Genomic DNA, 18385 nt, shown 5'->3' on the forward strand with positions numbered 1-18385 from the left:
TCGGTGCTAGACTGATATTTGAGTAAGCCAGACAGGAGCCAGAAAAAGATATTTATCAGAAAAGTCATGATCAAGCTAGAGGTTTAAAGACTGATCGGGTTCCAATTATTTTTATTAATAAATATTTTACACAATTCATACCAGATAAGCAAGAGGGCTACGGCACTACTACCGAATCATTACCCTCATTTTACAAAGACTGTGATCGCTTTTACTTTTGATATTCTGATGGGAGAATGAAACAGCCCTACCCCCGACGGTGAGTTTGGGGGGTTCTACCCCCCAAAGGCTTGCATTGAATGATAAAATCGGAAGTAATGACCAACTTTAGAAGATAGTTTCCCTTTAAAAATCCCAACTCAGTAGATTTACAAAAATGAGATGCACCCAATTAGACAATTATTCTTGATCCACTGTCCTATAATGACAGAAAGAGTATTTTTGAATTGAATTTGTTCTTAACTGTACCCCACATTTCGACAAGCTCAATGTAAAATAATCTCCCTCCTGATAATCTTCTCATCACCTTACTTTATGTCAAACCTAATCCTTTTCTGGCATCGTCGCGATTTACGTCTCTCGGATAATATTGGACTGAGTAAAGCTAGGGAGCGTAGTCCGAAAATCATCGGGGTTTTCTGCCTCGATCCTGCTATTTTAGAAGGGGATGATATCGCCCCTGCTAGAGTTGCCTATCTGCTCGGTTGTCTAGAGGAATTAGAAAAAAATTATCGCCAAAAAGGTAGTCAATTAGTGATTATTCGCGGCAATCCCAGTCAAACACTCGTCAACTTAGCCGGCAATTTATCGGCAAAAGCAGTTTTTTTTAACCTCGATATTGAACCCTACGCTCGTCAACGGGATCAACAGGTAATCGCCGCTTTACAAACAAAAGGAATTGAAGTAGAAACCTTCTGGGATCAACTTCTCCAGGCTCCAGGACAAGTCCTCACCCTCTCAAAAAGCCCCTACACCGTATATACTCCTTTTTGGAAAAATTGGAGCCAATTAGCCAAAGCCCGCCCCAAAACCCTAGAAAACCTGCAAGGATTAGACGAAAATGAGGGGGAGAAACTCACAGAAACTATTAATTTACCAACCCTAGAAAATTTAGGTTTTACCTGGCAAAACCCCTTACCCCTCACCCCCGGAGAAAAAGCCGCCGATAGCAGATTAGAAGAATTTTGTCAAGGGGTTATTAACAATTATCAAGAAGATCGTAACTTCCCCGCTTTCGATGGCACCTCGCGCTTGAGTGCTGCTTTAAAATTTGGGGCGATTGGCATTCGCACAATTTGGACGGCAACCCTAGAGTTATTAGAAAATTGCCGGGCCGAGGAAGCAAAAAATAGTATTATCACTTGGCAGCAAGAGTTAGCTTGGCGGGAATTTTACCAGCATTGTCTCTATTTTTTCCCAGAATTGGCGGTCGGTGCTTATAGAAAAGAATTTCGTCATTTTCCTTGGCAGGATAACGAAGAACATTTTCAAGCTTGGTGCCAGGGAAAAACCGGCTATCCGATCGTTGATGCGGCGATGCGACAATTAAATGAAACGGGATGGATGCACAATCGTTGTCGCATGATTGTGGCGAGTTTTTTAACCAAAGATTTAATTATTAACTGGCAAAAAGGCGAAAAATACTTCATGCAGAAACTTTTTGATGGCGATTTAGCCGCTAATAATGGTGGTTGGCAGTGGAGTGCCTCTAGTGGCATGGATCCGAAACCTTTAAGAATTTTTAATCCCGCTAGTCAGACACAAAAATTCGATCCAGAAGGGGAATATATTCGTCAATGGTTGCCGGAATTAGCTTCCGTAGATACGGAATATTTAGTAACCGGGAAAATCCCCCGTTTAGAAAGACATCGTTGTGGTTATCCTGAGCCAATTGTCGATCATAATCAACAACAAAAAGAGTTCAAACGACTCTATAGCAATCAGAAGCCAAAACCGTAAAACTAGCTACTTTTGACCGGCTTTAATCTGGTTCCAAACATCCTCTAAACTTAGATATAACACAGGCACAACAATTAAACTCAACAGGGAAGAAGTGACTAAACCTCCCACAATCACCATCGCCATGGGTTGCCGCAATTCCGCACCAGTACCCAATCCCAAAGCGATCGGAATCATGCCTAAAATTGTTGAACAGGTGGTCATTAAAATCGGTCTTAATCTAATCATTCCCGTTTCTAAAACCGCTTCCTCCCGACTCCAACCCTGTTGACGCAATTGGTTAGTATAATCCAGCAATAACACAGCGTTTTTATCCAGTAATCCCAAGAGGAAAATAAACCCGATCAGAGAAATCATACTAAACTCACTACCCGTTACCAATAACCCCAACATTGCCCCCACAATCGCTAAAGGTAAACATAAAGCGATGACGATAGTTTCTAGCAGTCTTCTGAATAATAGCCATAAAACTCCTAACATTAAAATTGTCGCTAGGATTAAAGTGCGACCAAAACTGCCCAAAACATCGCTACTTTGAGAAGAAGTACCCCAACGCTGTAAAGTTATCCCTTCCGGTAAAGGAATCCCTTCAATTTTAATCGCCGCATCTTCTAATCCTAAATCGGGACTGAGATTAGCACTGAGAAAAATCGCCTGTTGACCATTTAAACGCTCGATCGCCAAAAAATCCCCCCGCTCATTTAATCTAGATGATAGGGAAATATCCTTTAAACCAGAGATTTTAGCAGCCTCAACCTGCAATTTCTCGGCACTATCGCGCAATAGCTGCAAATTATCGCTTTTAATCGCAATTTGGATCGGCTTTTCCGCTTCCGTTTGCACAAAAGGAATGTCCTCGATACTGACATTCACCCCTCTAATTGGCGGTAAAATTTGCCGAATCCGTTGCTGCACGGCACTGGTGTGAGATTTACGATCGCTCTTCAGTGTAACGTGAATTTTGCCCCGATTCGGCTCACCGCGTAAACCGGCGATCATAAAAGTCGATTCCACTTCCCCATCCTGCAAAATCGGCGCTTCTAATTTGCTGCCATCGCGGATAGTGCGACGCAAAAGAAAACTTTCGGGAGAACTCGCTAACTGGGAAATCCAAGCGAAACTATCGCTAGAACTCTTAGCCGTCGGTTTATTAGGACTAATTTGCGTTATTTTCGGCAAAGGAGAAGTATAAACCAGATTAAACTCGCCGCGATCGAGTCGGGGAATAAATCCCCTAGAAATAAAAGGAATCAGGGCAATACCTGCCAAAAAGGTAATTAGGGCAATAGCAATGACCAGCAAACGATGATGCAATGACCAGCTTAAGAGCCGTCGATAGGCGTTTTCAATCGGTCGGTTTTGTTTCGTCATTTTTGCCCGTGACTGCGGTTTCAGCCAATATACTGCCAAAACTGGCGATAAAGTTCGGGCGACCAACAGGGAAAAAATCACCGCAGCCGAGACAGTTAAACCGAAAGGTTGAAAAAACTGTCCCACCGCACCCCCCATAAAAGCCACGGGTATAAACACCGCAACAATGGTTAAAGTGGAAGCAGTCACAGCTAATCCGATCTCCCTTGTCCCCTTGAGTGCCGCATTTTTCGGGGTTTCCCCCGCGTCGATTAAACGGGAAATATTCTCCACATCCACGATCGCATCATCCACGACAATGCCAATCACCAAAGCGAGAGCCAGCAGCGTCAGGGTTTCCAGATTAAACCCATAGATGGACATGATAATGAAAGTCCCCAAAAGAGATAGGGGGATAACCAGAGCAGAAATGATTGTAGCGGCGAAACTGCCTAAAAATATCAAGATCACCAGCACCGACAGCAAAACTGCCAAAAGTAAATCATCGATCGTGCCTTGTAGGGCAGCGCGAATATATTCCGCTTGGGTTTCAGCTAAAATTATCTTGACATCGGGCAGTTTTTGTGCTATGTCTTTAACCAGTTTTTCTGCTTGAGCGGCCAGATCGAGACTATTGGCGGCACCTTTTTTGATTACCTGCACTGCGATCGCCTCTTGGCCGTTAAAGCGCACCAGCGTGGGTAATGGTCGGGTTAAACTTTTATGGGGATTATCTTCCCTAACTGTACCTTGACCGAGTAAATTAACTTTAGCCGTACCAGGGAGAGCTTTTAAGGGCGGAATTAAATTATCTTGGGCGATTTGGCTTAATTCTTCTAGATTTTTCTGCTCACTCACCAGCGCATAGGTGACTGTTGCCGACTCATTTAAATCAACGGGGATAACTTCTGTGGTAGCTTGAGGGGGTAAAGGGACTTGCGAGATAGCCTGTTTAACTGCTGCGGTGGCCTTGTCTAAATTTGTGCCAATTTTAAAGAAAACGCTGATTACTGACTGTCCGGGGGCAGTAGTCGAAGAAATATCACGACGACCGGGGAGAGAGAAAAGAGGATTTTCTAGGGGTTTAGTTAATTGCTGTTCCGTGGTGATAGCAGTAGCTAAATCCGCTTGGGCGTTAATTATGACGACTGGAAAGCTGATATCTGGGAAAAGAGCGTATTTTAAGGAACTAAAAGCCAAAATTCCCGCCATGGCCACCGCTAACCAGAAGGCAATGGTTAACCTCGGGGCATTAATCGCTATTCGAGAGATATTCAGACGTTCTCGCCATGATTCTTTCATCTTCGTTTAATAACTGGGAAGTAGGGTGTGGGGTGTGGGGTGTGGGGAGTTTTCTCAGTGAACTGATAACTGATAACTGATAACTGATAACTGACTCCTAACCCCATGGTAGATGTTGGATTTTTGCAGGAGTTCTATTTTCCGACAAATATAAGCAAAAATTATTTATTGACTGCAAAAACTTGAGAATATTTAAATTAACATTTCGCAATATTTATAAATTCTTAAGAATTAATTGAGAAAGATTTTTATTTAACAACGACTTTATCATGGTTACAGCGATTTGATAGAATTTCATAGTGGGTTACTTTGTGCTTTTTTGGGCAGCAATGGTTGAAACCCTTGCCACACCTAGAAAGTGATCCTAATTAAGACGGGTAAATCAGTCATTTTCACCCACAACGATGATCTTTTTTTTATGTAGTTTTATTGCAAAAAAAAAGTTTTTTTGACAAAAAGCACAAAGTATGACAGCGGAGAAGGGAATTATGAATTATGAGTTGGGGAGAAGGGAGAAGGGAGAGAAAAAGCTGATAACTGAGGTTCTTCGGTTTGTGTTATGCAATGGACGAGGGTTATAACGGATGGAACCCTTATTTAGAGAGGCATTTGGCGATTTTCGTCAATTGTCTTTTATCTAGAGCGAACTAATCAATTAAGTCTTTTGCCAGATAAGGATTTAGTCGATTTATGCCACCTTATCCAACCATACCAAGTAACGAAGAACCATAACTGATAACTGTTTACTGATCACTGATCACTGATAACTGCTATTCATACAAAATCTCATCAAAACAAGCTTCTCCCACACTGGATAAAGTCCTAGCGGCAGCCTTATCGGTTTTCGACTTCTGCACGAGGGCGCGGAATTGCTGTAGATTGTAACGAGCTTGGAATTTTTTAATCGTGCAGTCGCATAGATCTTTTGCCACATCAGCAGCTAACCCCTCCGCACGCGCTCTTTGTAAACATTCTTGACGATAACTGTCGAAAGTAGCGGCAGTATTAGAACTTTGGCTAAGGTAAACGGCATTATTAGCCTGTACTGGCAAGGATAAAGCTAATAAACCGATAAAAGTTAGTAAATATCTTTGATTTCCGATCATAATCGCTTTTTTAAGCCTAAAATCCCCCACTAGATTAGAGAACCGCTCCATAAATTATAGATCGATCGCTTGACTCTTGGGTTCCACTCTTGGCAAACTGTCATCTGTTATGCTAGGATAAATACTGCTTGATCGGCGCCATCGCCAAGTGGTAAGGCAGAGGTCTGCAAAACCTTTACCCCCAGTTCGAATCTGGGTGGCGCCTTAGAAAATATCGGCATCTTTCTTTTATTACCTTGTCTAAATGAAGGTTTACCAAGGTTTCACTTGATAGGCTGCCACTAGATAGCGAAAAATATACTCGACTATCTCTAAATAATTCTCGGTAGTTTCTAGAGACTCACCCCAAACTGTCACGCCATGGTAAGAAATCAGTAAAGCGGGAATTTCTGGGGGGAAAGTTGAGAATCTACTCTTTATTTCTGCGGCAATTTTCGGCACATCGAGATAGTTAGCAAAAACCGGCATAAATACTTGAGGATTTTCTACCCAAATACCTAAACCTTTCAACATTTCTAAGGGAGGTAAAGATAACTTGTCCTCACGAGCAAAACGGGAAACTAAATTCGCTTCCACCGAGTGAACATGATAACAAGCTTGTGCTTCGGGAAAGAGACAATAAATCACCTGATGAATGCTAGTTTCTGCCGAAGGACGATTATCCAGATGAGCTAATTCCCTGACTTTTCCCGTCAGATCCACGCGCACAAAATCCTCTTCTGTGAGTTTACCTTTACTTTTGCCACTGGCAGTAATCCAAAAACTATGATCATCAACTTTAGCGGACAAATTACCTGCCGTGCCAAGCATCCAACCCAGTTGATAAAATCTTCGGGCAGCTGCCACTAGAGATAAACGAGGATCACTCATGGTTTTTAGAGATATGGTGGATAGGGAGTAACTATTATAACAAGTTGAAGCCAGCAGACGACCCACTCCTCAGCATAGCGGGTTGAGGTAGTTTATTCCGGATAATCTCGCTCAAAACTAAAGCCAAGGCAGAATAGAGTGAGGAACCGGTGAGTCAAAAAGAAAATTTAACCGTGGCAATGTGTTGGGAGTGTGTTAGGTTAAAGATAATTGCAGCTTTGATGAATCGAGGGTTGAGCCGTGAATAACAACTTTTTCCGCAGCTATTCTGTCAATGATTCTGGTTTGGGTTGTTTCTTATCTTTGATTTTAGTCGGATTGTTGTTAGGCTCGATCGGACTGGGTTGGTTAGTCAATAGTTTTTTAATTCTCGTGGCATTCCTGATATTTTCCCCTGTGATTGCTTGGGGAATTTTTCGCTGGTGGTTGCGACGCAATTTAGTTGAAGATAGCTGTCCCGTCTGTAGCTACGAATTTACGGGTTTTAATCGCACGGAATGCCAATGTCCTAACTGTGGTGAACCATTAAAAGTGGCAGGGGGTAAGTTTATTATTCTCACCCCTCCCGGTACGATCGATGTACAGGCGATCGAAGTACCTAGCCAACAGTTAGAAGATTAGGGTCAAACCATCACCATCTAGGCACGCGCACCAAACTGAAAGCGGGGGTTCTGAATTTTAACAATAACAGCAGTCCCAGCAGGTGAATTGACCAATGAACGAGAACTAAGCCCCAAATAATTGCAAAAATCAAACTACTAACGGCAAGAGCTTTAAAAATATCATTATCGGTCTTTTGATACCAGAGAAGACTAAGGGACCTGCGCTTTGATAATGTACCTTTTGGGCGAACGCAGTTCGCCCCTACATTGTGGACAAAATCCGTTACTGTAGGGGCGCAAAGCTTGCGCCCTCCGATCGATTGGGATATTATTCCCACGCAAGTCCCTAAGGAAGGAAAGCAGTAGGAGTAGAAGCGGAAAAAGTGGGGAGAACATGGGGATCACCATTGGGTGAGGGAACTGTCTTCACATCCATAGCCTATCATTTTCCCTTTGCCGCTACGGGTAGCAGCGGTTACATTCTTCCCTATTTGTCATAAATCTTTAGAATCAAATTAAAAAGTTTACAAGCCAGTCTTTTAGCCTAAAGGTGGCGCGACAATCATCCTCATTGTAACGTAAAATAGCCGCCAATAAAGTCCGATCTCCTGTTTTTAACCACTGGTCATACCACCAAACGCATTGATCCCCGCTTACTCCTCGATCGCGCCATTGAAAGCCAATCCAGTTAGCCAGGGATTTTAAAGAATAACTTTCCACGGGAAAAGTTACCGAGTTAACTACATGATAGTGCAGATCAAAACAGCGAGAAACTAACTGATTAATCAAAGAAGAAGGGGTTTTATAAAGATAACCTAATCGTTTAATTGTTTCCACTTCGTACTCAGAAAAGTGAAAAATTGGTGCTTGATAATCCTGCATGACTAAGGTTAAAAATTCCTGCCAAATCCTGCCTTCATCTTCTGGCTTTTCTGCCAAAAAGGGATAAAATTGCTGGGTATTAACCCGATAATCAACGCGTAAAACCCCCAAAAGATAATCTAAATTCTGTTCTGGTTCCGCTTCGATATCAAAATAAAATTCAATCTCGGCCCTCGGTAGGGGGGACAAATAGGCAGTTTTGCCGTTGCTTTTGCGAAAGGCCCGATTTTCAATAATTGCTTGGGCCTGTAATTGTAACTGATTAGCCACCTCTAACCCCATCCCCTCCCGCGTACGAGTAGGACAGGTAAGTGCCAGGGATTCCATGGTGGAAACCCCCAAAGACTGTAAAAATTGGTAACGACTGGGAGTTACCCCCGGGACTAAAGAAAGATGTTGACTCGCTTGGGCGATACCATAACAGTGACTATACCAATGACATAAACTGCAACGCTGACGCGAGATGAAAACTTCTGGTTCTTGCCGATTAATCACCATTTCGCCGAACTTTTTGATTATTTCCTCTAGTTTAGTTAACCAGAGATTCAATTCCACCCGATAGCGATTATGACGACGTAGGACAATTTCGGCGTAATTGGGAAAAACTCCCTGCATACTGGCTAATAAATAGGCGTAAAAAGTAGCCAGCATCTTATATTCAGGCTTAGGACGGCGACCGAGTTGAATATTGAGGGGATAATAAATCCAATCGCCAAATTTCGACTCTCCTGTCTGTTTAATTAATAAATGGGGGGAACCGGTTAAAGAGACGGGATAGCCGGATTGTAAAAGGACTCCGTGATAAATACAGGGTACCCCCTGACCCATCAAAGCTTCCGTTTCCCTAGCGGCGGCTAAAATATCCGTGCTGGGAGTAGTCAAGGAACAATAATCCGGATAGGAGTCTTGCAGGACTTTTTTAACGTGACTTTGACTCTCCTGACGCAATTTAAGCAAAAAATCTCGCTCAGGGTCTTTTTCTTGGCTATTGCCGTAGAGATTTAAAAACCCACGGCGTTGACAACGTTGGTAGTCTAGAAGTAGATCATCGGTCAGTAGCATTATATACAAGGAGAAAAGTTAAGCTTTCCTGGACCAGTGAGTTGACACTCCCATCGCAATCATGCGAGGGATTCTTGGTTGATTGACTTAAGTTGTCTTGGTAGGAGTTCGGTAAGGCTCACTCGAGCCGTATTACTACCAACCAAGATAGAGCTTAAATCTCCCCAAACTGAGCGCAAGTCGAGGTGCCAGTTTCCAATATGCCCTATCGTAGCTTTTTTGAGTATATTTAATGGCGCCATCTTGTCCCTATCTTCCATATACCCACACAAACAAACATGAGTTCTGACTGATAGAGACTTTTTGACTAAGCGACCACAGTTAAGGCATTCTTGACTTGTATAGGCTAGATTAACTGCAATAGTTAATCGGCGATATTTAATACCAAAATACTCAAGCCATTTTCTTAATGGCGACCAACCTGCGTCATTAATACTCTTGGCTAGTTTTTGATTACGCACAAGGTTTTTGACTTTTAAATCGACCTGAGCTATCAAGTTGTTTGACTGAATTAAACGGAGTGCCAATTTTTTAGCAAACTCTTCTCGCTGCCTACTTACTTTTAAATGTTCCTTGACGTACTTTTGTCTAGCTTTTTTGTAGTTATTGACTGCTTTTGTCTTCTGTTAAACTTTTTCGACTTTCTTCTATTCAGTTTATTAAGGCGTTTTTCTGATTTTCGATAATACTTAGGAGGCTCTACTGTATTCCCGTTGCTGTCAGCATCAAGATCTTTTAGTCCCACGTCTAAACCTACACATTTTTTAGTAGGCTCTAATTGTGGGGTTATATCTCTAATATCGAGTTTTAGCATTAGCTGGCAGTCGAAATGTGTCGAAGTGCTGTTCTATACTGGTTGGCCTTTCATCCCTCGGTAAAACCCTGTCCATTAGTCACATCTTTCTTAACATTTCAACCCTTTGTACCACAGCGCTTTCAAGATTCGGTTAACAATCTGTAATATTCCTTGTTGACACCCTTACTGACAAAGAAAAAACTGAAATCAAGTCAGGATAAGGGTTGGAGTACTTACTGACAAAATTGTTAAGAAAGTTATCCATAAGGGATAGGGTAAAACCGAGGGTTCCTTCAAGCCGACATTTTAGGTAAATATTTAGTAAGCAGAAATTAATCATCCCTCTTCGGTCTTAATCTTAAGTAACAGTGAAAAGTTCTAGCGGATTGGGTTAAGATCGAGACGTAACCCGAAAAAAATTGCAACAGGAATCGGTGGAAACCCCTCCGGTGGGTTATTAACGGAAATTTTTTTACTGGCAATCCCTATGAACTATCATCCGCCCTCACAGCCCCTGCCCGCCCCCTGTATTATTGACTCTGGCGTGGTCATCGCTAAAGAAGATATGCGTCGTCTCCTCGATGATATCGGACGAGTTCGCTACATCCATAGTCTCGAAGGGGTGATTCAGAGTGAAGGAGAGGGATGGATAGTGGAAGTTTTCGCCGATTATCAGCAAAGCACCCTAGTTGCTAACTACAGTCTTTATCTGAATACCTATAGCTTCGATTATCTGCGTCTAACCCGCTCTCCCGACGGTGAAACCTATTTTGATCTGGTTCAAGACAATCGGCAATTACGGCTAATTCCCCTGAGTAATCCACTGCAAGATCCCGATATGAAAGCCCGTCTCAATGCCGATACCCTCGAAGCTATGGTTACTCAGGTACTTTCTGCTAAGTGGGATGTGCAGTTTGAAGACGAAGACGACAACGATTGCCCCTTTTAGGCAGCGAGCAAAAATACTGATAACTGATAACTGATAACTGAAACAGTGGGATTTTCCTTTGAATTAATCGCCCAGTGTCCCCAAACTGGTGCGCGGGTTGGGGTTTGGCATACTCCCCACGGACCGGTAGAAACACCCCGTTTTATGCCTGTGGGAACTTTGGCCACAGTGAAAGGTTTGACCCCCGCTCAAATCGCCAGCACGGGAGCGCAAATGATTCTCGCTAATACCTATCACCTGCATCTGCAGCCCGGAGAAAGTATTATCGAGAAAGCGGGAGGTTTACACGATTTTATGGCATGGAATCAGCCAATATTAACAGATTCGGGTGGATTTCAGGTATTTAGCCTTAGTCAACTGCGGCAAATTAAAGAGTCGGGAGTCACCTTTCGATCGCCCCGGGACGGTAGAATAATCGAAATCACGCCAGAAAAATCGATTCAGATTCAAAATGCCCTCGGTGCTGATGTGATTATGGCCTTCGATGAATGTCCCCCCACGGGAGTCAGTCATGAGACCATGAAAGCATCTATAGAACGCACCTATCGCTGGTTAGAGCGCTGTCTGACGGCCCATCAACGACCTCAAGAACAGGCTTTATTCGCCATAGTACAAGGGGGAATCTATGAGGATTTACGGGCAGCGGCGGCGCAATCTTTAGTAAAACTCGATTTACCCGGTTATGCCATCGGTGGCGTGAGTGTGGGGGAAGAAACGAGCCTAATTCATCGCATTGTCCAGATAACTGCCCCTTTACTCCCCGAAAATAAACCCCGTTACCTGATGGGAGTGGGAACCTATCGAGAAATGGCCAAGGCGATCGCTAGTGGCATAGATCTGTTTGATTGCGTTATTCCCACCCGTTTTGGTCGCCATGGCACAGCTTTGGTGCGGGGAGAGCGTTGGAACCTCAAAAATGCCCGTTTTAAGGAGGATTTCGCCCCTTTAGACGAGACTTGTCCCTGTTACACCTGTCAACACTTTAGCCGTGCCTATCTGAATCATTTAATTAAATCGGGGGAAATGTTGGGTTATATTCTCTTATCTCTGCACAATATCGCCGAATTAATCAGATTTACCCGTGAAATTCGTCAATCTATACTAGGGGGGACTTTTGCCCAAGATTTTGCCCCTTGGCTTGAGGATGCCGTAGATGTTACCCCAACGTGATAAAATTTCAGGAAACGTTTAAAAATTTTCTTGTCAAGGTAGATAGAGAGATGGAAACTGCACTTTTGTTCGCCAAATTGCCGGAAGCATACCAAATTTTCGACCCCCTAGTCGATGTGTTGCCCCTGATTCCCCTATTTTTCCTCTTGCTGGCCTTTGTTTGGCAAGCATCCGTCGGTTTTAAATAAATCGACTTTCAATTATCAGTTATCAGTGAGCAGTTATCAGTTATCAGATTTGAGTTTTAAGTGAAATGACATCTTTTTACTGATTACTGTTTACTGAAAAAGCTTCCCAGATTAAAACAAAGTCCCGGTTAAATCAGCACCAGTTAAGTCCACATCTTCTAAAATTGCCCCGCGCAAATCCGCATAACTGAGATCCGCACCCCGGAAACTGGCCCCGGTGAGATCGGTGATAAATCCGTCTCTTTCGGGACTAGCACGAAAATTAACCCGGCAAAGTCGGCAATTAGCGAAATTGGCTCGATATAACAGGGATCCGCTCAGATTAGCATAGTTGAGATCGGCTCCGCAAAAGTTAGTTTTGCCCAAGTCCGTGCGTTGGTCGGAAGTGGAGCGAAAATCCGTATCGATTAATAGGGCCTGCTGGAGATTAGCACTGTTGAGATTAACACCGTTTAAGACGGCTTTGGTTAAATAAGTGGCTTCTAAATTGGCTTCGATGAGATTAGCTCCGCTTAGGTCCGCATCGCGTAAACAAGCTCGATAAAAGTCCACTTGACTTAAATCTGCTCCCCAGAGAATCGCCTCACTTAAATCCGCTTCCCTCAGCAGCGATCGCGCAAGGCGTATTTTTCCTAACCGGGCCTGTCGCAGATCTGCACGGCAAAAATTGACTCCTGGAAGGGAAATATTAGTTAAGTCGCCTTCCCGCAAATTAATCCCCTGAAAATCTCTTTCTCCCTCCCGATAGCGTTGACAAAGTTTTTCTACGAGCATGGAAATTTTTCCCTATCATAATTGAGGTAAAATGTCAAGGGTTTAGCGATTTTTATTTAGGGAGATGGAAAGCCGGCAGACTCTCGAATTCTCGGGCCCGTTGACGCATTTGCTGACTAATGCGATCGCAAACCACCTGACAGAGATCATAGATCACGGGGTCGGTAATTTGATAGTAAACGCTGACTCCTTGGGGTTGCCGCGAGATAATTCCCGCTTGGGTTAAAGCTTTCAGGTGTTTGGAGAGATTGGCTTGACCTAGTCCGGTAGCTTCAGCGATTTCTTTACCATTCATCGCGCCTAATTGCAAGCAACTGAGAATCTGTAGGCGACTGACTTCCGACAGGACTTTGAAATAGTCCGCCACGGAAGCGAGGACGACGCTAGAGGTTTGGGGGGAGAAACTGTCTAACATAGGTAGGTAATAAAGTGACCAGTTAAAAAGGCTGACAATAGGTGATCGTTTAAAACTTTATAACTATTGACTACTATAGTTTAACTGGAGAGGTAACTAGAGTCTAGTCTGCAAGCTCGATCGAGATTGGGTCATTCAGAAATCTACTGCTGCAAGAGTGCCTCCTGACTCCACCAACAGACTTTTTATCGCAAACCCTAACTATCACCGAGCATGGTACTGATTAACTGCCGGACAGTAGTGCTAGGATGGTTCTCTAAATTGCTTGGTAAAGCCCATTCTGAGTCAAGATAGGACATCCTCAGTAAATCTCTCACTTGTTTTGATTTAGCTTGTCCTGTACTTTGAGCAACCCCAAAAGCCTGATAAAGTTCTGTGGCCGAAATGTGGGGATTTTGAGTAGGATCGAAGAGAAAATTGACCATTCCTAGGGCGTGAGTAATGCCGGCAGCCCAGGAATTGGCTTTACCTTTTTCTAGGGGAGAGGGACGCTTACGAGCTAAAGTTGCGGTTAATTGGCGAATAAGTTGGGCGTATTCTTCATTAAGATATTTAGCGGCAAATTTATCGGTAATAGCGGTAATTTCTTGATATTTGGCCTGCATTGCCTTGGGAACATTTTCCGATTTAGGAACAGCTGGGGGCGTTTTTTTCGATGTTGCTGCCGCTTGCTGTTTGGCGCGTTGTTCAGCATTATATTTTTCTTGAAAAGCTGTTAAACTCTCCTGACTGGTGATATCAAAACCCTGCTGATGCGCTTGTAACAGGAGATTTTTCATAAAACCGCCACTGTTGGGATCGTTCATCAGTTGACCAAAGCGATCTCCTAATTGCTCTAAATATTTAATAATAGCCTTAGCCTGAGTTAATTTATATTCTCGTCCCAAAAATTGCCAAAAACTAATTAATTCAGGGATAGCATCTTCGGTTTCCGTCGGATCGAGGATAGTAATTTTGCGTGGTAAAATCTTCTCCATTAAGATCTGCACATCTGCCTTAGTCATGGTAGCAAGGGTATAACCTTCATAGAGATAGCCCAACTCGACAAAGGTAGCAATCCAACCACAACCTTCTTGTTTTTCTTGATAATAGGCTTCTCCCTCGGGCGAATTGATATATTCTTCGATCGCTCCAGTAATATAATCTTCTAGTAAGGGTTCGGCTTCATCGTAGTCTAAATTATCTAATTGTCGGATATTAAAAGTCATAACTCTAGTTTTCCTCCCAGGCTTTCCTTTAATTTTAGGGGATTAGCTGACCGACAGCCAAACTGACGCTAAAATAGTCTTTGCTGTCCGGGGTTGTTGCTTGCTCCTGACGGTGGTTGTAACCGGTAACTGAACATGACTTCGATTCGTCAACTGCATCAACAACTCGTTAATAAAGAAAAAACAGCCGTCGAAATCGCCACAGAATTTCTCGCTCGTATTCAAGCGATCGAACCACAAGTAAAAAGCTTTCTCCATTTAACCCCGGATTTAGCCCTCGCACAAGCCCAAAAAGTGGACGAGAAAATCGCCAGAGGTGAATCTCTGCATCCCTTGGCAGGTATTCCCATCGCGCTAAAAGATAATCTCTGCACCAAGGGTATCCCCACCACCTGCGCTTCTCGGATTTTAGAGAATTTTGTCCCCCCCTACGAGTCCACCGTTACCCAAAAATTACGAGATTTAGGGGCAGTTATCGTCGGTAAAACCAATTTAGACGAGTTTGCCATGGGTAGTTCCACCGAAAACTCCGGTTATCACGTTACTGCTAATCCTTGGGACTTATCCCGGGTGCCGGGGGGATCTTCCGGGGGTTCGGCTGCGGCTGTGGCCGCTCAAGAATGCGTGGTGGCCCTAGGATCGGATACCGGTGGCTCAATTCGTCAACCGGCTTCATTTTGTGGCGTTGTTGGGCTAAAACCGACCTATGGCTTAGTTTCTCGCTTTGGTTTGGTGGCTTACGCTTCTTCTCTTGATCAGATCGGTCCCTTTGGTCGTACCGTAGAAGATGCGGCGATTTTATTACAAGCGATCGCAGGTTACGATCCCCAAGATTCCACCAGTCTCAATCTGCCGATTCCCGACTATAGCCAATTCCTGAAAACCAGTTTAAAAGGGCTAAAAATTGGCGTAATTAAGGAAACTTTCGGGGAAGGGTTGGATCAGGTGGTTGCCGAGGCAGTTAATCAAGCTTTAGCGCAGTTAAAGTCCCTCGGTGCCACAATTAAAGAGATTTCCTGTCCCCGTTTTCGTTACGGATTGCCCACCTACTACATTATCGCTCCCTCGGAGGCATCGGCGAATTTAGCCCGTTACGATGGGGTTAAATACGGTATTCGGGAAGATGCCGATAGTTTGATTGATATGTACACCAAGACTCGCGCCAAGGGTTTTGGTGCGGAAGTCAAGCGCCGGATTATGTTGGGAACCTATACCCTCTCGGCGGGTTATTATGATGCTTATTACCTGAAAGCACAAAAAGTCAGGACTTTGATCAAAGAGGATTTCGATCGAGCTTTTCAATCGGTAGATGTGTTAGTTTCTCCCACTTCACCGACCACAGCTTTTAAAGCCGGGGAAAAAACGGCGGACCCTCTGAGTATGTATTTATCGGATTTAATGACAATTCCCGTCAATTTAGCCGGTTTACCCGGGTTAAGTCTTCCCTGCGGTTTTGATGGGCAAGGTTTGCCGATCGGTTTACAATTAGTGGGTAATGTGCTGCGCGAAGATCAATTATTTCACGTCGCCCACGCCTACGAACAGGCCACCGATTGGCACAAACGTCAACCATCTTTTACAAATTGATACAATTGCCGGTGGCTATCTCTTAATTGGGGACAAGTTACCGAAAAAGCTGTTACTTCGTCATCCCAATTGCTCAAAAACAGGAGCTTCCTGAAGAACACAATAAAAAACTGCTGCTAAACTGGAGGCCTCTTTTTGAGTTTAATTGCGTGAAAACTGACAGTATTTTCTATCAACTCTTACAAAGATTTCCCGCTTGTTTCTTTGATTTGTTGAACCTTCCCCCCGAAACCGCCAATTCTTATCAATTCTCCTCGGTGGAAGTTAAACAATTGTCCTTTCGTCTCGATGGAGTTTTTTTGCCTGATACACCCAATCAGCCTATTTATTTCCTAGAAGTACAATTTCAGAAAGATAATAGGTTTTATTCCCGTTTCTTTAGTGAAATCTTCCTCTATCTCCACCAAACGGACTTAAGCAACAACTGGCAGGGAGTAGTTATTTATCCTCGGCGTTCAGTGGAAAGCGTAGAGACGGCTCGTTATGGGGAGTTAATCAACTCCAGCAGAATTTTACGTTTTTATCTCGAGGAATTAAGAGAAGGGGAATCCCTGGGAATATCGATGTTACAATTAATTATAGCACCAACCGCCAGAGCGATCGAGCAGGGAAAACAATTAATTCCACGGATTAGACAAGAATTCCCTAAGTTCAAACAACAGCAAGAACTTTTAGAATTGATAGAGACAATCTTGGTTTATAAGTTACCCCAAGTCAGTAGAAAGGAGATAGAAGCGATGTTTAGTTTAAGTGATTTAAAACAAACTAAAGTGTATCAGGAAGCTTTAGAGGAAGGTAGAGAGGAAGGTAGAGAGGAAGGCCGACAAGAAGGCGAATTAGCGGCAAAATTAGCCTCTATTCCTCGCTTATTGGCCTTAGGATTAAACTTTGAACAGATAGCACAAGCTTTAGAATTAGAGATCGAACAGGTTAGACAAGCGACTCAAGGGGAATAGGAAAAGTTCAAACTTTGATAAATTAATATAATTGCTGGTGGCTATCTTTTGCCGGTAGCCATCAAGTAAATCGAAGAATAAAGTAGGTGGGGTTGAACGATAGTGAAACCCAACACTTAAGTAATTGGGTTGGGTTTAGTCAAATAAATTCCTGTAAAATAGCTTCGATTTGTCCTTTTAGAGGAGGAATATCATTTTCAACAATATCCCAAATAATCTCTAGATTAATACGAAAATATTCATGAATAGTTAAGTTTCTTAGATCGCTGGCATCTCGCCAAGGAACTGCGGGATATCTTGCTTTAAATTCTTGAGAAGTTGCTCTAGCTGCTTCACCAATAATTTGTAAATGATAGACAATCCAAGTTTGAATTAATTCTTGTTGTTCAAACACGGTTTTTCCCTGTCGAGCATACTTTTCTACACGCTCAATTGCTTCTAAAATATCCCGCAAGCGTTCGGTATCATCCCTCATAGTGGTATTGCTTCTTTAAGTACGCGCTCTCTGATCCTATCTTTAAGTCCCTGTTCGGTAACAATATCAACTTTGCAGCCTAACAAGTCTTCCAGTTCTCGAATTAACGGCAAGGGAAACCAGGGACTCCGACGTTCGCTACAATAATCAATTAATAAATCAATATCGCTTTTTTCGTCAGCTTCTCCCCGTGCAACAGAACCAAAGATTCGCACGTTATTTGCGCCGTGTTTAGCAGCAATAGCAAGGATTTTTTCTCGTTTGTTCTTGAGTAATTCGTCAATTTTCATGATCTACTTAGTTTGCGATAAATTTTGTCGAAAAAAGCTTCCTTGTACCGATTCTTGGGGTAGGGATTTAGTTTGTTTCTCACTCTTTATTTAGGGCTTGCTGAATATTGGTAAAAGCTTTACTAGAAAAGGGTTATGTGCTTTTTTTTCAAAAAAAGTGCAAGAAACAAAGGTTGAGGAATCGATCTGAGGGACTTAAAACCCTTGCACTTTCATTAAACCCTTCTATCCAACGTCCATCATACCCTATTTAATCTTGCTTCCGATAGTGTTGGGTTTCTTGCCTTTAACCAAACCAAAGCGACAAGACGGCGATTAAACTATACAATAAAAAAAGAAGACCATACCCTAAAACAGACATTCGTATTCTTCAAGATACCAGTCTCTCCATGCTAATCGTGGCAAATGCCCACGAGGAGCATTTAAACTAAATGTTAATACTGC

General features: G+C 43.1%; 16 protein-coding genes, 1 tRNA gene and 2 pseudogenes. 8 read left to right on the plus strand and 11 right to left on the minus strand.

Annotated features, from left to right (window positions below; all coding sequences use genetic code 11):
* Positions 1-534 precede the first annotated feature (534 nt).
* Complete coding sequence (locus O9323_RS06615; protein ID WP_002738461.1) at positions 535-1959, plus strand: FAD-binding domain-containing protein; 1425 nt, start codon at positions 535-537, stop codon at positions 1957-1959.
* Positions 1960-1965: 6 nt separating this feature from the next.
* Here the strand turns inward: O9323_RS06615 and O9323_RS06620 are convergent, their stop codons facing one another.
* Both O9323_RS06620 and O9323_RS06625 read right to left on the minus strand, forming a co-directional pair.
* The gene (locus tag O9323_RS06620) at positions 1966-4611 is read right to left on the minus strand and encodes an efflux RND transporter permease subunit (protein ID WP_288124862.1); all 2646 of its coding nucleotides are present in this window, start codon (positions 4609-4611) and stop codon (positions 1966-1968) included.
* 770 nt (positions 4612-5381) lie between these two features.
* Positions 5382-5717 (minus strand): hypothetical protein, encoded by a 336-nt coding sequence (locus tag O9323_RS06625; RefSeq protein ID WP_193977209.1) that lies wholly within the window; start codon positions 5715-5717, stop codon positions 5382-5384.
* A 134-nt stretch (positions 5718-5851) separates the two neighbouring features.
* Between O9323_RS06625 and O9323_RS06630 the strand changes: the two genes are divergently transcribed.
* Positions 5852-5922 (plus strand) — tRNA-Cys (locus tag O9323_RS06630).
* Positions 5923-5969: 47 nt separating this feature from the next.
* Here O9323_RS06630 and mtnB read toward each other — a convergent pair.
* On the minus strand, positions 5970-6587 hold the full coding sequence (mtnB, locus tag O9323_RS06635; protein WP_288124863.1) for a methylthioribulose 1-phosphate dehydratase: 618 nt from the start codon (positions 6585-6587) through the stop codon (positions 5970-5972).
* A gap of 240 nt (positions 6588-6827) precedes the next feature.
* Between mtnB and O9323_RS06640 the strand changes: the two genes are divergently transcribed.
* Positions 6828-7208, plus strand: a complete 381-nt coding sequence (locus tag O9323_RS06640) for a hypothetical protein (RefSeq protein WP_002738992.1) — start codon at positions 6828-6830, stop codon at positions 7206-7208.
* 10 nt (positions 7209-7218) lie between these two features.
* On the opposite strand, the pseudogene O9323_RS22555 reads toward O9323_RS06640, so the two are convergent.
* The 3 genes and pseudogenes from O9323_RS22555 to O9323_RS06650 form a co-directional block, all read right to left on the minus strand.
* A pseudogene (locus tag O9323_RS22555) lies at positions 7219-7404 on the minus strand (hypothetical protein); the annotation flags it as partial.
* Positions 7405-7699: 295 nt separating this feature from the next.
* Positions 7700-9133 (minus strand): TM0106 family RecB-like putative nuclease, encoded by a 1434-nt coding sequence (locus tag O9323_RS06645; protein ID WP_002739370.1) that lies wholly within the window; start codon positions 9131-9133, stop codon positions 7700-7702.
* 59 nt (positions 9134-9192) lie between these two features.
* Positions 9193-9953 (minus strand): annotated as a pseudogene (locus O9323_RS06650) (RNA-guided endonuclease InsQ/TnpB family protein); the annotation flags it as partial.
* 463 nt (positions 9954-10416) lie between these two features.
* Here O9323_RS06650 and O9323_RS06655 point away from each other — a divergent pair.
* Genes O9323_RS06655 through O9323_RS06665 form a run of 3 tightly spaced genes read left to right on the plus strand, consistent with a single transcriptional unit; the run spans position 10417 to position 12236 of the window.
* Positions 10417-10878: a hypothetical protein gene (locus O9323_RS06655; protein ID WP_002738355.1), complete on the plus strand. Its 462-nt coding sequence runs from the start codon at positions 10417-10419 to the stop codon at positions 10876-10878.
* A 45-nt stretch (positions 10879-10923) separates the two neighbouring features.
* Positions 10924-12048: a tRNA guanosine(34) transglycosylase Tgt gene (gene tgt, locus O9323_RS06660; protein ID WP_002738723.1), complete on the plus strand. Its 1125-nt coding sequence runs from the start codon at positions 10924-10926 to the stop codon at positions 12046-12048.
* A 50-nt stretch (positions 12049-12098) separates the two neighbouring features.
* A complete protein-coding gene (locus O9323_RS06665) occupies positions 12099-12236 on the plus strand; it encodes a photosystem II reaction center protein K (RefSeq protein ID WP_002739211.1) in 138 nt (45 codons plus the stop codon).
* Positions 12237-12347: 111 nt separating this feature from the next.
* On the opposite strand, the gene hetL is transcribed toward O9323_RS06665, so the two are convergent.
* The 3 genes from hetL to O9323_RS06680 form a co-directional block, all read right to left on the minus strand.
* The gene (gene hetL / locus O9323_RS06670; protein WP_271935829.1) at positions 12348-13010 is read right to left on the minus strand and encodes a heterocyst differentiation pentapeptide repeat protein HetL; all 663 of its coding nucleotides are present in this window, start codon (positions 13008-13010) and stop codon (positions 12348-12350) included.
* 52 nt (positions 13011-13062) lie between these two features.
* Entirely contained in the window at positions 13063-13425 is a 363-nt protein-coding gene (locus O9323_RS06675) for an ArsR/SmtB family transcription factor (protein WP_002738764.1), read from the minus strand.
* 197 nt (positions 13426-13622) lie between these two features.
* Positions 13623-14633 carry a DUF6398 domain-containing protein gene (locus O9323_RS06680; RefSeq protein WP_288124864.1) on the minus strand — a complete coding sequence of 337 codons (1011 nt, stop codon included), beginning with the start codon at positions 14631-14633 and terminating at the stop codon, positions 13623-13625.
* A 135-nt stretch (positions 14634-14768) separates the two neighbouring features.
* On the opposite strand from O9323_RS06680, the gene gatA reads away from it, so the two are divergent.
* Both gatA and O9323_RS06690 read left to right on the plus strand, forming a co-directional pair.
* Positions 14769-16220, plus strand: coding sequence for an Asp-tRNA(Asn)/Glu-tRNA(Gln) amidotransferase subunit GatA (gene gatA / locus O9323_RS06685; protein ID WP_002756200.1), 1452 nt, complete (start codon positions 14769-14771; stop codon positions 16218-16220).
* Between the two features lie 149 nt (positions 16221-16369).
* On the plus strand, positions 16370-17176 hold the full coding sequence (locus O9323_RS06690; RefSeq protein WP_288124865.1) for an Rpn family recombination-promoting nuclease/putative transposase: 807 nt from the start codon (positions 16370-16372) through the stop codon (positions 17174-17176).
* A 139-nt stretch (positions 17177-17315) separates the two neighbouring features.
* Here the strand turns inward: O9323_RS06690 and O9323_RS06695 are convergent, their stop codons facing one another.
* Both O9323_RS06695 and O9323_RS06700 read right to left on the minus strand, forming a co-directional pair.
* Positions 17316-17651 carry a HepT-like ribonuclease domain-containing protein gene (locus O9323_RS06695; protein WP_002756203.1) on the minus strand — a complete coding sequence of 112 codons (336 nt, stop codon included), beginning with the start codon at positions 17649-17651 and terminating at the stop codon, positions 17316-17318.
* Positions 17648-17941, minus strand: a complete 294-nt coding sequence (locus O9323_RS06700) for a nucleotidyltransferase family protein (RefSeq protein WP_002738918.1) — start codon at positions 17939-17941, stop codon at positions 17648-17650. The genes O9323_RS06695 and O9323_RS06700 overlap by 4 nt, the downstream gene beginning before the upstream one ends.
* Between the last annotated feature and the right edge of the window lie 444 nt (positions 17942-18385).

It is taken from the genome of Microcystis sp. LE19-131.1A, from assembly GCF_027532015.1.
GTDB classification, from domain to species: Bacteria; Cyanobacteriota; Cyanobacteriia; order Cyanobacteriales; family Microcystaceae; genus Microcystis; species Microcystis ichthyoblabe_A.

Coding starts and splice junctions, on each gene's coding strand:
- O9323_RS06665 (WP_002739211.1), top strand. CDS start 12,099: ATGGAAACTGCACTTTTGTTCGCCAAATTGCCGGAAGCATACCAAATT.
- gatA (WP_002756200.1), top strand. CDS start 14,769: ATGACTTCGATTCGTCAACTGCATCAACAACTCGTTAATAAAGAAAAA.
- hetL (WP_271935829.1), bottom strand. CDS start 13,010: ATGCTCGTAGAAAAACTTTGTCAACGCTATCGGGAGGGAGAAAGAGAT.
- O9323_RS06680 (WP_288124864.1), bottom strand. CDS start 14,633: ATGACTTTTAATATCCGACAATTAGATAATTTAGACTACGATGAAGCC.
- O9323_RS06620 (WP_288124862.1), bottom strand. CDS start 4,611: ATGAAAGAATCATGGCGAGAACGTCTGAATATCTCTCGAATAGCGATT.
- O9323_RS06700 (WP_002738918.1), bottom strand. CDS start 17,941: ATGAAAATTGACGAATTACTCAAGAACAAACGAGAAAAAATCCTTGCT.
- O9323_RS06695 (WP_002756203.1), bottom strand. CDS start 17,651: ATGAGGGATGATACCGAACGCTTGCGGGATATTTTAGAAGCAATTGAG.
- O9323_RS06645 (WP_002739370.1), bottom strand. CDS start 9,133: ATGCTACTGACCGATGATCTACTTCTAGACTACCAACGTTGTCAACGC.
- O9323_RS06625 (WP_193977209.1), bottom strand. CDS start 5,717: ATGATCGGAAATCAAAGATATTTACTAACTTTTATCGGTTTATTAGCT.
- O9323_RS06655 (WP_002738355.1), top strand. CDS start 10,417: ATGAACTATCATCCGCCCTCACAGCCCCTGCCCGCCCCCTGTATTATT.
- mtnB (WP_288124863.1), bottom strand. CDS start 6,587: ATGAGTGATCCTCGTTTATCTCTAGTGGCAGCTGCCCGAAGATTTTAT.
- O9323_RS06615 (WP_002738461.1), top strand. CDS start 535: ATGTCAAACCTAATCCTTTTCTGGCATCGTCGCGATTTACGTCTCTCG.
- O9323_RS06675 (WP_002738764.1), bottom strand. CDS start 13,425: ATGTTAGACAGTTTCTCCCCCCAAACCTCTAGCGTCGTCCTCGCTTCC.